The 14,364-nt window shown below is 40.0% G+C and carries 12 protein-coding genes and 1 pseudogene; 7 read left to right on the top strand and 6 right to left on the bottom strand.

What is annotated here, in order from left to right; genetic code table 11:
- Positions 1 to 69: 69 nt before the first annotated feature.
- The 3 genes and pseudogenes from RB215_RS02390 to RB215_RS02380 all read right to left on the bottom strand — a co-directional run bounded on the left by RB215_RS02390 (position 70) and on the right by RB215_RS02380 (position 2,945).
- Positions 70 to 1,373: pseudogene (locus tag RB215_RS02390) on the bottom strand (type II toxin-antitoxin system HipA family toxin).
- 22 nt (positions 1,374 to 1,395) lie between these two features.
- On the bottom strand, positions 1,396 to 2,598 hold the full coding sequence (locus RB215_RS02385; protein WP_008465246.1) for an IS256 family transposase: 1,203 nt from the start codon (positions 2,596 to 2,598) through the stop codon (positions 1,396 to 1,398).
- Between the two features lie 56 nt (positions 2,599 to 2,654).
- Positions 2,655 to 2,945 carry a helix-turn-helix transcriptional regulator gene (locus RB215_RS02380; RefSeq protein WP_041454642.1) on the bottom strand — a complete coding sequence of 97 codons (291 nt, stop codon included), beginning with the start codon at positions 2,943 to 2,945 and terminating at the stop codon, positions 2,655 to 2,657.
- 360 nt (positions 2,946 to 3,305) lie between these two features.
- Between RB215_RS02380 and RB215_RS02375 the strand changes: the two genes are divergently transcribed.
- From RB215_RS02375 to RB215_RS02365, 3 genes are read left to right on the top strand one after another with little or no spacing between them, the layout of a single operon-like run.
- Positions 3,306 to 3,992, top strand: coding sequence for an ABC transporter ATP-binding protein (locus RB215_RS02375; protein WP_192532537.1), 687 nt, complete (start codon positions 3,306 to 3,308; stop codon positions 3,990 to 3,992).
- Entirely contained in the window at positions 3,989 to 5,236 is a 1,248-nt protein-coding gene (locus RB215_RS02370) for an FtsX-like permease family protein (RefSeq protein ID WP_309216813.1), read from the top strand. The genes RB215_RS02375 and RB215_RS02370 overlap by 4 nt, the downstream gene beginning before the upstream one ends.
- A gap of 11 nt (positions 5,237 to 5,247) precedes the next feature.
- A complete protein-coding gene (locus RB215_RS02365) occupies positions 5,248 to 5,748 on the top strand; it encodes a DUF3299 domain-containing protein (RefSeq protein WP_309216812.1) in 501 nt (166 codons plus the stop codon).
- A 127-nt stretch (positions 5,749 to 5,875) separates the two neighbouring features.
- Here the strand turns inward: RB215_RS02365 and mutM are convergent, their stop codons facing one another.
- Positions 5,876 to 6,685: a bifunctional DNA-formamidopyrimidine glycosylase/DNA-(apurinic or apyrimidinic site) lyase gene (gene mutM, locus RB215_RS02360; RefSeq protein ID WP_058372547.1), complete on the bottom strand. Its 810-nt coding sequence runs from the start codon at positions 6,683 to 6,685 to the stop codon at positions 5,876 to 5,878.
- 26 nt (positions 6,686 to 6,711) lie between these two features.
- On the bottom strand, positions 6,712 to 7,218 hold the full coding sequence (locus RB215_RS02355; protein WP_182679283.1) for a hypothetical protein: 507 nt from the start codon (positions 7,216 to 7,218) through the stop codon (positions 6,712 to 6,714).
- Positions 7,219 to 7,337: 119 nt separating this feature from the next.
- On the opposite strand from RB215_RS02355, the gene RB215_RS02350 reads away from it, so the two are divergent.
- Together RB215_RS02350 and RB215_RS02345 are read left to right on the top strand one after the other, a co-directional pair.
- A complete protein-coding gene (locus tag RB215_RS02350; protein WP_011327155.1) occupies positions 7,338 to 8,264 on the top strand; it encodes a manganese-dependent inorganic pyrophosphatase in 927 nt (308 codons plus the stop codon).
- 293 nt (positions 8,265 to 8,557) lie between these two features.
- Positions 8,558 to 9,562, top strand: coding sequence for an acyltransferase family protein (locus tag RB215_RS02345; RefSeq protein WP_309216811.1), 1,005 nt, complete (start codon positions 8,558 to 8,560; stop codon positions 9,560 to 9,562).
- A 129-nt stretch (positions 9,563 to 9,691) separates the two neighbouring features.
- Here RB215_RS02345 and RB215_RS02340 read toward each other — a convergent pair whose 3' ends face one another.
- The gene (locus RB215_RS02340; protein WP_011327154.1) at positions 9,692 to 10,858 is read right to left on the bottom strand and encodes a nucleotide sugar dehydrogenase; all 1,167 of its coding nucleotides are present in this window, start codon (positions 10,856 to 10,858) and stop codon (positions 9,692 to 9,694) included.
- 344 nt (positions 10,859 to 11,202) lie between these two features.
- On the opposite strand from RB215_RS02340, the gene RB215_RS02335 reads away from it, so the two are divergent.
- Both RB215_RS02335 and RB215_RS02330 read left to right on the top strand, forming a co-directional pair.
- The gene (locus RB215_RS02335; RefSeq protein WP_375144254.1) at positions 11,203 to 12,570 is read left to right on the top strand and encodes an MBL fold metallo-hydrolase RNA specificity domain-containing protein; all 1,368 of its coding nucleotides are present in this window, start codon (positions 11,203 to 11,205) and stop codon (positions 12,568 to 12,570) included.
- A 437-nt stretch (positions 12,571 to 13,007) separates the two neighbouring features.
- Entirely contained in the window at positions 13,008 to 14,303 is a 1,296-nt protein-coding gene (locus RB215_RS02330) for an MFS transporter (protein WP_375144253.1), read from the top strand.
- Positions 14,304 to 14,364 lie beyond the last annotated feature (61 nt).

Genomic DNA, 14,364 nt, shown 5'->3' with positions numbered 1-14,364 from the left:
AAAAAGCTCAATCGCTTTGGCTAAAGAGCCGATTTTAGCTAGTGATTTACTATTTAGGTTTAAGGATTATTAAAGACTACCGCATAACTGTTTATTTATGCGGTAAGTATTATCAAGTTGTTGTTCAATCAATTGAATAGTCTGTTTATTTACCTCAAATGTTTTAGCTGTGTCTTTAAAGCTAAAAACAATGTCTGCAATTTCAGAGATTATAATCTGAACTTGTTTCCAATTTGCATACCCAGCCGCAGAGGCTAACTTTTGAATTGCTTTTATTGGAGGGTTTTTCCCATATCCTGCAAACGAAGTTGCATGCTCATTAAACGGATGAGGACTAAAAGTAACATCGTAAAAAGGAGCTAGGTTCCACTCGCCAGAATCTTCTTGAAGAAATGCCCAGTTTTTTGAATGATCATCTTGATTACAACTAAACAAATTGAATATAGCTCGGCGAAACTGTAACTGCCCAGCAGCAGGAGACTTGCATAAAACACGACTAGCTTTAATTAAATCTTCATAATCTAATGTGGGTGCACGAAAGTCAGCATCCAATAAACCACATGCGCTGTGCATATGTTTACGGCCCATTTTATTGCTTGGTAATTTAAATCTATCAAATCGCTTTAATGCCAGCCATTGTTTTGCTCCAGTGCCTTCAGGTGCATTTACCAAAAGTCTTTCAGGTGTGCTTAATTTAGCTTTATCTGCTAACTCCAAATACACAGCTTCACACAATCCTTCTTCATGGCCTAAAGACAAATTTTTGGATGTAAATTTTATCAGCCATGCATCATCACCAATTTTAGGCTGAGTTCTACATTCTTCTATATTATGTTCAGGAAAATATACTTAAGCTTTAGGACGTGCACCACCAGAGCTACCAGCTGCAACCAATGCCGAAAGTACTGTTTCTGTTTGCCCATCAAAAATGGCTTGAGCTTGTTGGCCTAATTCAGCTAGACCTGGCTCCTCTTCACTTGGAATATTATAATTAGCCTCTGGTGTAAAAGATAATGCCCCCATAGCAGAATGGCCAACAAACGATAATCGTCCATTGCAGTAACGAAGTTTGGCATTATATTATTTTGTCTAAAAACACGGTCCTGAAGTAATGATCCCCAACCATCAGGCAAACAATCAGAAAAAACTCCATGAAGCCCATTGTGTGGGCTTTTAGGTGCTAATTGCACATCCCTATTAAAGGACAATGAAAATGGTGAAAGGTTGCTATATTGATCTAAGTAGTTTTGATCAAATTGAAAATAAACACCCTGCCGATTTTGAGCAAGCACACCAACAAGTAATTCTGTGAAATCAGATAGCGTACGTTTAACTTCTAGTTTATTTATTGGCTTAAAGACGAGGGCGTTCAGAATTCTGTGTCAGCCTAAGTTGCTAAATATCTAGCACACCATCTAACCTACCTTCGAAGTGGATGGCCAATTGCGACAATGTCAGATTCCAATTATGGATTGGCATTGTCCATTTCTTCGAGGCATTCAATATGCCTGCATACAATAATTTCATCAAGCTGTTTTCATTAGGGAATGCTCCCTTAGTCTTGGTGAGTCGTCTAAACTGACGATGTACAGCTTCAATTGCATTTGTGGTATAAATAGCTTTTCGCACGTAATCTGGATACTTGAAGTAAACCGACAGATTGCCCCACTTTCGACGCCAAGACTCGATAACGATAGGGTATAACTTGCCCCATTTGGCATCTAATTCGGCGAGAGCGGCTTCTGCTGCATCTTTAGTGGCTGCCTTATAAACGGGTTTCAAGTCAGCCATAAACTCTTTTTGGTGCTTTGAAGCAACATACTTCATCGAATTACGAATTTGATGAATAACGCACTCCTGCACTTCGGCGTCAGGATAGATTGTTGCTATTGCTTCAGGGAAGCCTTTTAGTCCATCAACACAGGCAATTAAAATATCGGATACACCACGATTATGTAAATCTGTTAATACTGATAGCCAATAGTTAGCCCCTTCACTTTCAGAGATATATAAACCAAGTAACTCTTTGCGGCCCTCGATATTGACACCTAGTACGGTATAAATAGCCTTACTCACGTAGCGCCCATTTTCTTTAATCTTATAATGAATAGCATCAAGCCAGATAAACGGGTAAAGCGTGTCTAAGCTGCGCGCTTGCCATGCTTTAAGCTCTGGTATCAGTTGGTCTGTTACGGCAGTGATGGTGGCCTCTGATACCTCAACGCCATACATATCCTGTATGTGGCCTCGAATATCTCGGTAGCTCATACCTAAAGCAAACATAGATAGGATTTTCTCATCAATTTCAGGCGTTAACTTGGTTTGGTTCTTTTTAACAAGCTGAGGTTCAAACGAACCTGAACGATCTCTGGGCGTTTCAAGTTCGAATTGACCTATGGATGACTTAACTGTTTTTTTGGTTGAACCATTTTTACGGTTAACTTGGGTCTCAGATTCTAAATGCTGCTCTAATTCAGCTTTAAGAGCCGCTTCGGTGAGTTGTTTAATTAATGGTGTTAGAACACCGTCTTCGCCAGTAAGGCCTTTACCAGCTTGAAGTTCAGCTAATGCTTTGTTGAAGTCGAAAGATTGAGTCATGTGTCACTCCTGTTTTCTTAATAATACTGAAATGACACAGATTTCTAAACACTACCTTAAAGACCATTTTTCAAAACCTGCTCTATAGACGTTGGTGCATCTTTACTTTGAGGAAGATCTTTTGTTAAATCATATAAACGAGTTAAGTCGTCTAATGATTGCCACAAAAGTAATAGCTGCCTAAATGAAATGAGTCCCGTAACTTCAAATTTTTTTATTGTAGAAGCCGGTACGGTACTTTTCTTAGCTAAAGCTTCTCGAGACAATTTAGCTTTTTTTCGAAGCGCTTGTAAATGTGCTGCAAAAGCAAGTTGCACATCGCCTTCACTTAATAATAAATAATTGATAACTGTAGCCCTAAAAACACAATTAGACACCAGCATACCCAAAAAGAACTAAAATAAAAGAAAAAAGACATCATAGCGTCCAATTATTTGTATTAAGTTAATATACTTCGATTCTCAAATGCAAATGATTCCTTAGCTATTGGGTTTATTAATATCACTGTATTGCTTTTCATTTACTCTCTTTCATACCCATTATATGAATGCTTATATTTTAAGCCATGCGTAAAGGGTTTGATTAGCTCAATGCTTGGCTAATATTAAGCTGGCCGCTGAAATATAACCACTGAACGCTCCCCTCCTTCCTTTCCCTTTTATTATCGCTTAACATCACAACTATAAATGTTTAACTATTAAGTTGTTATGATCACACTTTCTAAGCTGTTATTTAAATGGCATAAAAATGCAGTTAGCCCCACACTTAATATTAACCAGCTGAACATTAAGCAAGGCGAGCATGTGTTTTTACATGGACCAAGTGGCTGTGGTAAGTCGACCTTACTGGCATTATTAGCGGGTATTAATACCGCCACCAGCGGTGAAGTAAGTATTTTAAATAAAAACTTAAACAGCCTAAGTAATACTCAGCGCGATGTGTTTAGAGCGGATCATATTGGTTATATTTTTCAAAATTTTAATTTGCTCCCCTATTTAACGCCGCTGGAAAACGTAAGCTTGGGTTGCCAGTTTTCAAAGCAGCGCCAACAACGGGCGCTACAGCAATCAAGCTGCTTAACCGCAGAGTCCGCAAGATTGCTTAATGCCTTAGGGTTAGCGCAGCATTTACATCATCAAGATGTGGGTAAATTAAGTATTGGCCAGCAACAACGTGTGGCTGCTGCGCGTGCATTTATTGGCAGCCCAGAGCTAATTATTGCCGACGAGCCCACATCGGCGCTCGACACCAACAACCGCCAAAGCTTTATAAAACTGCTGTTTGAGCAAGCTAAGCACGCCAACAGTACTTTAGTATTTGTTAGCCACGACGAAAGTTTGCAACCACTTTTTAATCGCAGCATCGATTTAGTTAATTTGCAGGCAGCATCATGATCTTAATTAAACTCGCCTATAAAAGCCTATTAAACCGTCGTAGTAGCGTGCTGTTAACCTTACTTACCATCGCCATTAGCGTCATGTTACTGCTAAGCATTGAACGGGTACGCATAGACGCAAAAAGCAGTTTTAGTAATACTATTTCAGGCACCGATTTAATTGTCGGTGCGCGCACTGGCGATATTCAATTGCTGCTCTCGTCCGTATTTAGAATAGGCCACACTAACAATGGTGTGAGTTGGCAAAGTTATGAATACATAACCGGACAACGCGGCGTAAAGTGGAGCATTCCAATAAGCCTTGGCGACAGCCACAAAGGCCAAGCAGTATTAGGCACCACCCTTGATTACTTTAATTATTATCGGTTTGGCAAAAAGCAGCCACTGAGCTTTAAGCAAGGCCACGCATTTAACACGATTAACCAAGTAGTGCTGGGGAGTGAGGTGGCGAGTAAATTAAACTATAAACTGGGCGACAGCATTGTTATATCTCATGGTATGGGCAGCACTAGTTTTCATCATCATGATGACAACCCGTTTAAAGTGGTCGGTATTTTAAATGCCACCGGCACACCAGTAGATAAAACGCTGCATATACCGCTGGCCGCTATCGATTTAATCCATGGTGGCCATAGTGCAGAGCATGACAAACATGAGCACGAGGAACATAGCAACTTAGTTGGCCACCCAAAACAAATTACTGCGTTTTTAATGGGCTTTAACTCACCACTTTACACGCTGCAAATTAGGCGCAATATAAACCAATATAAAAAAGAAGCACTGCTGGGTATTATGCCTACAGTTACGCTAAAAGAGTTATGGGAAATGCTCGCTATTGTTGAAAAAATACTGCTGCTATTTTCTGTTGTGGTAGTCATTATTAGCTTGCTTGGCATGTTAACCACGCTCCTAGCTAACCTTAATCAGCGCCGCAGAGAGCTTGCCATATTACGCTCAGTAGGCGCTCGGCCATGGCAGCTATTTACGCTCATTAGCATAGAGTCACTGCTTACCACTTTACTCGGCTGCATAGTTGGGTGTGTATTATTTTATGCGCTGATGTTTTTTGGCGCAGGTTACTTACAAAGTCACGCTGGTATTAGCATTAGTATTGCCATGCTCTCTTACTATGAACTCACACTTATAGGCGTTATTATGATTGCAGGATTTATTATTGGTTTAATTCCCGCTACTCGCGCTTACTTTTACTCACTCAGCGATGGCATGAGTATAAAAATATAACTAGGACAATCATGACGTTTTTAAAAGCAACTTTTCAATACATCGCCTTGGTAAGCTTAATGCTAACCAGCTTTGTTAGTAGTGCAAATCCACCCAAAGAAATTTTTTGGGAAGACCTAATTCCACAAGGTCATATGCAAATAAACACCCAAGCGCAAGCTAACCACGAAGGCAGTGAACAAAACTGGGTTCAACCAGATCTAAACGCACCTGTAGTAAAAGCACTTGATGGTAAATCGGTAAGCCTACCGGGCTTTGTAGTACCACTTGAAGGCGACAGTGAAGTAATTACCGAATTTTTACTGGTTCCTTATTTTGGCGCCTGTATACACGTACCGCCGCCGCCGCCAAATCAAATAGTACATGTAACCATTAAAGGCGGTGTCCCCATCGACAGCCTATACGACGCCATAGTAGTGACTGGTGTAATTAGCACCCAAACATGGTCAGGCGAAATAGCCCAAGTAGGCTACACAATGAAAGCCGTAGGCGTAGCCCCGTTTGAGCTTTAAAACCGGAGGTTTCAGCGGGTAAGGTTCCCCCTCCACATCACGATCTCACCCTCTTTGTGAATTAATCACTTAAAAGCATTTTGCACAAAGAGGGTAGATGAGAATCTTTAGTACTATTCGCTGCCCTTCACTTCTGACACTTCCCACAAAACACAGTACTTCTTTGCCCTAACCTAACTTCTTGTAATTCGCTTTTACACACCAAGCAAGGTTGCCCTTTGCGACCGTACACTAAAAGTTGCTGAGCAAAGTAACCCGGTTTCCCATCGCTTTGGGCAAAATCTTTTAAGGTGGTGCCTCCTTGGGTTATTGCTGCGGCTAGCGTGTCTTTAATTATAGGGATAAGCGCTTCAAAACTTTTCAGTGATACTTTACCGGCTTCGCGGCGAGGATCTATTCCCGCTTTAAATAATGATTCGTTAGCGTAAATATTACCGACCCCTACGACAATAGCGTTATTCATTATAAATTGTTTTACCGGCACTTTTTTATTGCGTGATTGCTGATATACCTGTTTCGCAAAAAATTCGTCCGTAAGCGGCTCAGGCCCAAGCTTTGCCAATAACTTATGAACTGAGCCCGGCGCTTGCCATAGGCAACAACCAAAGCGGCGCGGATCGTTTAAGCGCAGCGCTTTACCGTTAGCAAAAATAAATTCTATATGATCGTGTTTTTTAAGTGGCTCGTTAGCACTTACTACGCGTAAATTTCCCGACATACCTAAATGCAAAATAGTAGAGCCTAACTCACAGTGTAATAACAAATATTTTGCGCGGCGCTCAACGCCCGTTACGGTTAAACCCGTTAGCTGATATACATCGTCTGGCACTGGCCAACGCATGCTGCCATTATGAATATTTACCTTAGTAACAACTTGATTTAAAACATGCGGGGTTATGCCCATGCGGCTTACTTCTACCTCTGGTAATTCAGGCATTTAATACACTCACTTTATTATAAAGATTATTGTTCGCTCGGGGTTGAACTAGGAAACAACTGTTTAACTACAGCTAAATCAAGCGCAAATACACGCTGGCTATTTTTTTCGAGTAGATAATACTGCCCATCGCCCTTGTAAAGCAAATACACCCAAGGTAAAGGTTCGCCCGCCAGTTCAAAGGTAGCTACCGAAAGTGGCGCATTAGGATTAAAAACAACTGACTCATGAACCGACATAAGCTGAGCACTTTGCCACACGTTAACCAGTTCACCTAGCTGCTGCTCCGTGCCTTGCCAAGTAAGCGGCACATCGATTTGTAATGCGGTTGTACGCCAGCTTGTGCCTATACGTTCAATTTTTTGATCAACAAAACTCAACGTTAATACAAAACTTTGTATTGGTAACACTGGTTGCAGTACCGGCTCGTTATTATTACCACCAATATTTTTATGCCAACCATTTAAAAAGAAGATCATAATCAACATCGAAAAAATAATAACGTTGTTCCAACCTTTACGGCTTAATTGCATGCTCGATGTTCCTAATTAGTTCAATAGTTTAAAGTGTAACCAAAACTTAATTACACTGTCTATATGTTAAATCCACTATACTTTGTTAGAATACGCGCAAATTTTTAGGAGTTTCATCAATGTCAATGTATGTAGTGGGCCATAAAATCCCAGATTCAGATTCAATATGCGGCGCAATTGCACTCGCTTATTTAAAAAACCAAATTAATGAACCAGCCATTCCAACGCGTCTTGGTGAAATTTCACCAGAAACTCAATTTATTCTTGATAAATTTGGCTTCGAAGCGCCAGAGCTAAAGCTTAGCTACGCCGGCGAAGATGTGTATATTGTTGACCACACAGAAAAAACCCAAGCACCAGATGATATAGACCAAGCTCGCATAGTCGGCGTAGTAGATCACCATAAGCTTGGTGACCTAACCTCATCAGCACCACTAGAGTGTTGGATCCGCCCTGTAGGTTGTTCAAACACCATAATTAAAATGATGTACGATTTTTACAATGTAGAAATCCCTAAAAACATCGCCGGTATTATGATGTGCGCTATTTTAAGCGACACCGTTATTTTTAAATCGCCAACGTGCACTACTGCCGATATTAAATGTGTTGAAGCGCTAGCAGAAATAGCCGGTATTGACGATCCTAAAGAGCTCGGCATGGAGATGTTTCGCGTTAAATCGGCAGTTGCCGACACGCCTATACGCGACCTGGTTATGCGCGACTTTAAAGACTTTAACATGAACGGCAACCTAGTAGGTATAGGCCAGCTAGAAGTGATCGACCTTGCAGTATTTGACGATATTAAAGCTGATTTAGCGACCGATATCGCCAAGCTTAAAACTGAAGGTAACCGCCACTCAGTATTTTTACTGCTTACCGACATCATGAAAGAAGGCTCAGAAATGCTAATTGCATCAGACGACGCAAACCTAGTAGAGCAAGCTTATGGTGAAAAACCAGCAGACGGAAAAGTATGGCTAGACGGCGTACTGAGCCGTAAAAAGCAAGTAGTACCACCACTACAAGATGCTTTTCAAAAAGTCTAATGTAAGCAGATACTAGAGGTCAGCAATCAGACTTCAAAAAAACACCGCGTTTAAATAAACGCGGTGTTTTTATTTAAAATCGTAGTAATCAAATGCTATAAAGTCACACTATCAACAAACATTACTCTAACCAGAAACCGACCGCCCCCTTAAAGTTCACCTCCAAGCCAAAAACAGCACTTTATCGCTGAAACTCACTCTTTATGCTATTTTTAATAAGCACAAGATAAATTCTTCAATGTCGGCTAACTTATACTAATTAAAACAACAAAATATGAGTGAGAAAAATAATAATGATAAATCGTGATAATAGCCCGGATGCAATTAAAGGAATGTGCATTTTATTGATGGTATTTGGTCACGTTTCATATATAGGTTCTTTTACAAGTAGTCTTTATACAGTGAAAGCCTTTATATACACGTTTCATATGCCATTATTTCTTATTTTATCGGGTTACTTTTTTAGTTTTAACGCTAATATTCAAAACAGTGCGCTAAAGATTTTAAAGAGAATTGCGTTACCCTACCTCATCTTTATTTTTTTATATTTAGTGGGCTTAATACTTGTTCAGTACTTAGGTATTAAAACAACAAACGTGGCCCCAAAAACAATATCAGAATTTATTCGTATCATCTTTTTAAACCCAATTGGAGGATATTGGTTTCTTCACTCCTTAATCGTTATTCAACTCTCAATTCTCTTTTCAAGATATGTAACAGCTCGATTCTCTTCTGATACTAAAAGCATTGCTATCGCACTGCTTATCTCTATATTTATCTTATTAATTATGACCAAGTTCGGGGTTATAACATTTAGAACTGTTACCTATTTTATACTCGGAATTATAGTTAAGCAGCTGTACCCGGATGGCTTTTCGTTCCCCTTTAAACTGTCTTTGCTGCTTGTAGTATTGTTTTATTTAGGAAACACTTTTTGGCTTATCGATATATATAATCTGTTTTCCGCCTCAGAAGTTATATGGTGTTTACTGCTCACATCGTTCTTTTGGTCTTTGTTTATTATTTTTAAAGATAACTATGTAACAAACTTAATGGCATACCTTGGCCGAAACACTCTAATTATATTAGTTTTACATGCACTCTTTATTGTCGCCATGAAACCTTTAAATAATTTATTTTTAGTCTTAGATGCTACGGGGATCATGCAATCGCTTATCGTTACAGTTATAACGTTAGTATTGTGTTTATTTTCAGCAAGGGTATTTGATTACTTAAACATAACCAGATTCATTTTCAATGTAGAGAATATATACAGTAAACAAGATAGAACAGGCTAAAGATAGCGCTGCATTTTAGTAATACTCAAACTTACCCTAATAGGCGCGAATTTATTTCGCGTGCTTTTAACCCAAGCGAAGTATAAACCTGAAAGCAACTATTAATCTCTATCTTTAACCGCCTCACTTTCAATCACTACCAAATAAATCGCGTGTGTATACTTTATCTGTAATATCACTCAACTCTTCAACCATACGGTTAGAAACAACTACATCAGATATTTGTTTAAATTCATTTAAGTTTCTAATAACGCGAGAGTTATAAAAAACATCTTCTTTAAGCTCTGGCTCATACACCACCATTTGCACATTACTGGCTGCAATTCGCTTCATGATCCCTTGAATAGCAGACGCTCTAAAGTTATCAGATCCCGTTTTCATAACGAGCCTGTAAATTCCAACGACTTTAGGATTTCGTTTAATAATTGAATCCGCTATAAAATTTTTACGTGTGGTATTGGCATCAACAATAGCGCAAATCATATTGTTGGGTATGTCTTTATAATTTGCTAATAACTGCTTGGTATCTTTTGGCAAACAATAGCCACCATAGCCAAACGATGGATTGTTATAATGATTACCAATGCGAGGGTCAAGTCCAACCCCTTGTATAATTTGTTTACTATTTAATCCATGCGCTTCGGCATACGTATCAAGTTCGTTAAAATATGCGACCCGCATTGCAAGATAGGTATTTGAAAATAATTTAATGGCTTCAGCTTCGGTCGACTCAGTAAACAACACTGCTATATCTTGTTTAATCGCCCCTTGCTTAAGTAAATTAGCAAATACAGCAGCACGCTCACTTTGCTCACCAACCACAATGCGTGATGGGTGTAGGTTATCGTAAAGCGCCTTACCTTCACGTAAAAATTCAGGAGAAAATATAATATTGTCTACGCCCAGCTGCGCTTTCATCCGCTGCGTAAAACGCACTGGCACTGTCGATTTAACAATTATTACCGCGTGTGGATTATAAGCCAAAGCGTCGTTTATCACGGCCTCAACAGAGCTGGTATTAAAATTATGAGTGTGGGTATCGTAATCGGTAGGGGTCGCTATAATAATAAAGTCAGCGTTACAGTACGCCATGCTTTTATTAGTTGTTGCAGTAAAACTTATATCATCTCGTTGTAAATATTCACTTATATGAAAATCGACTATCGGCGATTGCTTATTATTTAAAAGGGCTATTTTTTGCTCATCTATATCAAGTGCTATAACCTCGTTATGCTGGGCTAGTAACATGGCGTTCGACAAACCAACATAACCAGTACCTACAACTGTTACCTTCATATTCATCCCTAATATTTAAAATATTCTATATCAGCTAAAAGTATAGTTAAGGCTAAATTATAGGCAAATTGAAAAGTGCAAAAAACACACTAGCAACACACTCTGCCCTTATTTTTATTTCTAACTGAAAACTAATCGCAACCCATTACCTACCCTTGCATTTAAACTAATTAAAACTAAGCTGTTACAAACAATACGTTAAAACACTTAAAAGCTGCTTTCATCTTTAATTGAAAGGTACGGCTAAAAGTAGATCACCGCCCTTTTTAAGCATACAAGGACGAACAATGAAAATACTGCATCATGGGGCTGTTAATGGCGTTACCGGTTCGTGCCATGAACTAGTGATAAATAACAGCACATCAATACTCATTGATTGTGGACTATTTCAGGGGGAGGATTCAAAAGCTGATTTAGCTATTGGGTTTGATATAACTAATGTTACGGCATTAATTGTTACTCATTGCCATATTGATCATGTGGGGCGCATACCGTATTTATTGGCTGCGGGATTTAAAGGGCCTATTTACACCACTAAAGCGTCGGCCAGTTTATTACCACTGGTGATAGAGGATGCATTAAAAGTAGGGGTAACACGCGATCCTAAAATAATTGCTGCCTGTTTAAGCTTGTTAGCCAAGCGTATTGTTGCGGTTGATTTTAAAACCTGGTTTAACTTACCTATCAATCCAAGCGTTAGTAATGCTGAAAATACCCAAACAGCCAAAGCACGGTTTCAGCGAGCCGGGCACATTTTAGGTTCAGCCTATGTTGAAATTGACATTCTTGAGAACAAAAGCACTAAAACCACTCCTAACAACACACAAGGTAAAAGTACGCATCGCGTGGTGTTTTCTGGCGATCTAGGCGCGCCCTATACACCGCTATTACCCACACCTAAGCCGCCTTATAAAGCCGACACCTTGGTTATTGAATCGACCTATGGCGATAAAAACCATCAAGGGCGTAAAGAGCGTACTCAAACATTAAAAAAAGTAATCGAAGGTGCGGTTGCCGATAACGGCGTAGTACTCGTGCCCGCGTTTAGTATAGGTCGCACCCAAGAGCTACTTTACGAACTAGAGCAATTAATTCACAGCGCACCTAAAAACTCACCATGGCACAGCATACACGTAATACTCGACTCCCCTATGGCGGCAAATTTTACTGAGCAGTACAGAAATTTTAAACATTTATGGGACGCTGAAGCCAAACGCAAAGTTGCCAAAGGCCGCCACCCGCTCGACTTTAAAAACCTAACTACAATCGACACTCATAAAGAGCACATGGCCATTATTAACTACTTAGCCACTCGCCAAACACCCGCCATTATTTTAGCCGCCAGCGGCATGTGCACCGGCGGGCGCATTGTAAATTACCTAGCGCGTTTTTTAAGTGACAAAACCACCGACATACTGTTTGTAGGCTATCAAGGACGCGGCACATTAGGGCGTGATATACAAACCTATGGCCCTCGTAACGGCTATGTATTTGTAAACGACACTCGCATTATCATAAACGCCAAAGTACACACTATAAGCGGCTACAGCGCCCACGCAGATCAAAATGGGTTAATAAAATTTGTAACCGGCATGCGTAAAAAGCCCAGCCATATAAAAATAGTACACGGCGATGATGATGCAAAAAATGCGCTCGCAAATAAATATCGCGAAATTTTAGGAGAAAAAACATTAGTGGAAATAGCTAAATAATAAAAATTAACCATAGGTCAATGAAGTCTTAGTACACAGTGTGTAAAGCTGCCATTTCGTTCAATTATCCACAATGGAAACTTTTATTGAACCGCATTTAATATTGAACACTTTTATTTTAAAATCATAAAGATATTCCCCCCTTTTTTGGTGATAATGCGTAACACATATAAGCTCTGTTACGTTCGCTGGTAATAATGTACTGAGCTAGGTGTTAGTATGCCAACTTGTTAAGTGATCCTGGTTTGAGTGAGTTCCCCATTATATAGAACTAAAGGCATCGCTTCGCTCTTAACGACATCAAGGCCTGTACAAGTAAATATCTTCACGTATCATTTTAAGGCCAGTAAATAAAAGGACTCTTCTTGTTTAAACTTCCCCCGACTACCATTGCACTTATTATCGTTTGTAGCGGCTCTATTATAGGGCCACTTGGCATGGCAGGCGTTAACATAGCTATCCCAAATCTCGCTGAAGATTTAAATGCGAGCGCGAAAATGATCGCGTGGATGCCTACTTTGTATTTACTCAGTAGCGTCATGTTTATGCTGCCGTGCGGAAAAATAGCTGACAACTATGGTCGAAAACGCATATATGCTTCTGGTTTAGCCTTAAATGCACTGGCCTCGCTGATGTGCGCGCTAGCAACATCGATTGAGTGGGTGCTTTTTTGGCGCTTTATACAAGGGGCCGCTGGCGCCATGATTTTTGGTATCGGCGTTGCCATCATAACCTCTGTCACACCTGATAATAAACGAGGGATGGCACTGGGCACCTCTGCGGCATGTGTGTATATAGGGCTCAGCGCAGCCCCGGCAATGGGTGGTTGGCTCACTGAAATGTGGGGATGGCGCGCCGTGTTTTACTCGCAGATCCCCTTGGTACTTATGCTGCTCATTACCATTAAACTGTGTTTACATGGTGAGTGGAAAAACGATAAAAAATCGCCATTTGACTGGTGGGGCACCGTTATTTTCTCGCTTTTTGCACTGTGCTTAGTGTTAGGGTTAAGTGATTTACCACGTATGTCAGGCTGGCTTTTAACATTACTTTCAATCACCTTTTTGATGTTATTTATTGTTCATCAAAGTCGCAGTAGGCGACCACTCATTAGAGTGCAAATGTTTTTAGAAAGTCGTGTATTCAGCCTATCCTTGTCCACTTCCTTTTTAATGTATGCCAGTAACTTTTCACTGGCCTTTTTATTAAGTTTGTATTTGCAATATATTAAAGGATTAAGCCCCGCACATGCAGGGCAAATCGTATTACTCCAAGCGGTGTCAATGGCTATCATGGCGCCACTGGCAGGTAAATTTGCCGATAAAATACAGCCGCGCTTACTTGCTACATTAGGCTGTGTCATTGTTATGGTTGGCTTTTTTCTACTTTCTCTACTAACGGTGAACTCAAGCACAACTTATATTAGCGGCTCACTGCTATTATTGGGCATTGGCTTTGGCTTATTTTCAACCCCAAATAACAATGCCATTATGGGCGCCGTAGATAAAAGTGAGTTAGGGGTTGCGTCTTCCTCAATGAATTTGTCACGCACGATTGGTAATTTATTTGGTATGAGCTTAATCAACTTAATTGTGCAGTATTACCTTGGAGACAGTACTTTTTCAGCGCAAAATAGCCCCGCATTAATGAGTACCATTTCATTGGCGTTTAAAATGTCTTTAGGGTTTGTGATCCTCGCAAGCTGTATTTCTGCACTGCGTGGTCGAGCCTAAAGTGTGTTTAAAAATAATAGAAATGGACAATGCCCATCCTTAATTGGAGCCTGGCATTGTC

The organism is Pseudoalteromonas sp. HL-AS2 (assembly GCF_031198805.1).
GTDB lineage: Bacteria > Pseudomonadota > Gammaproteobacteria > Enterobacterales > Alteromonadaceae > Pseudoalteromonas > Pseudoalteromonas nigrifaciens.
Note: the sequence above shows the minus strand (reverse complement) of the source record. Positions and strands in the feature narration are given on the sequence as shown.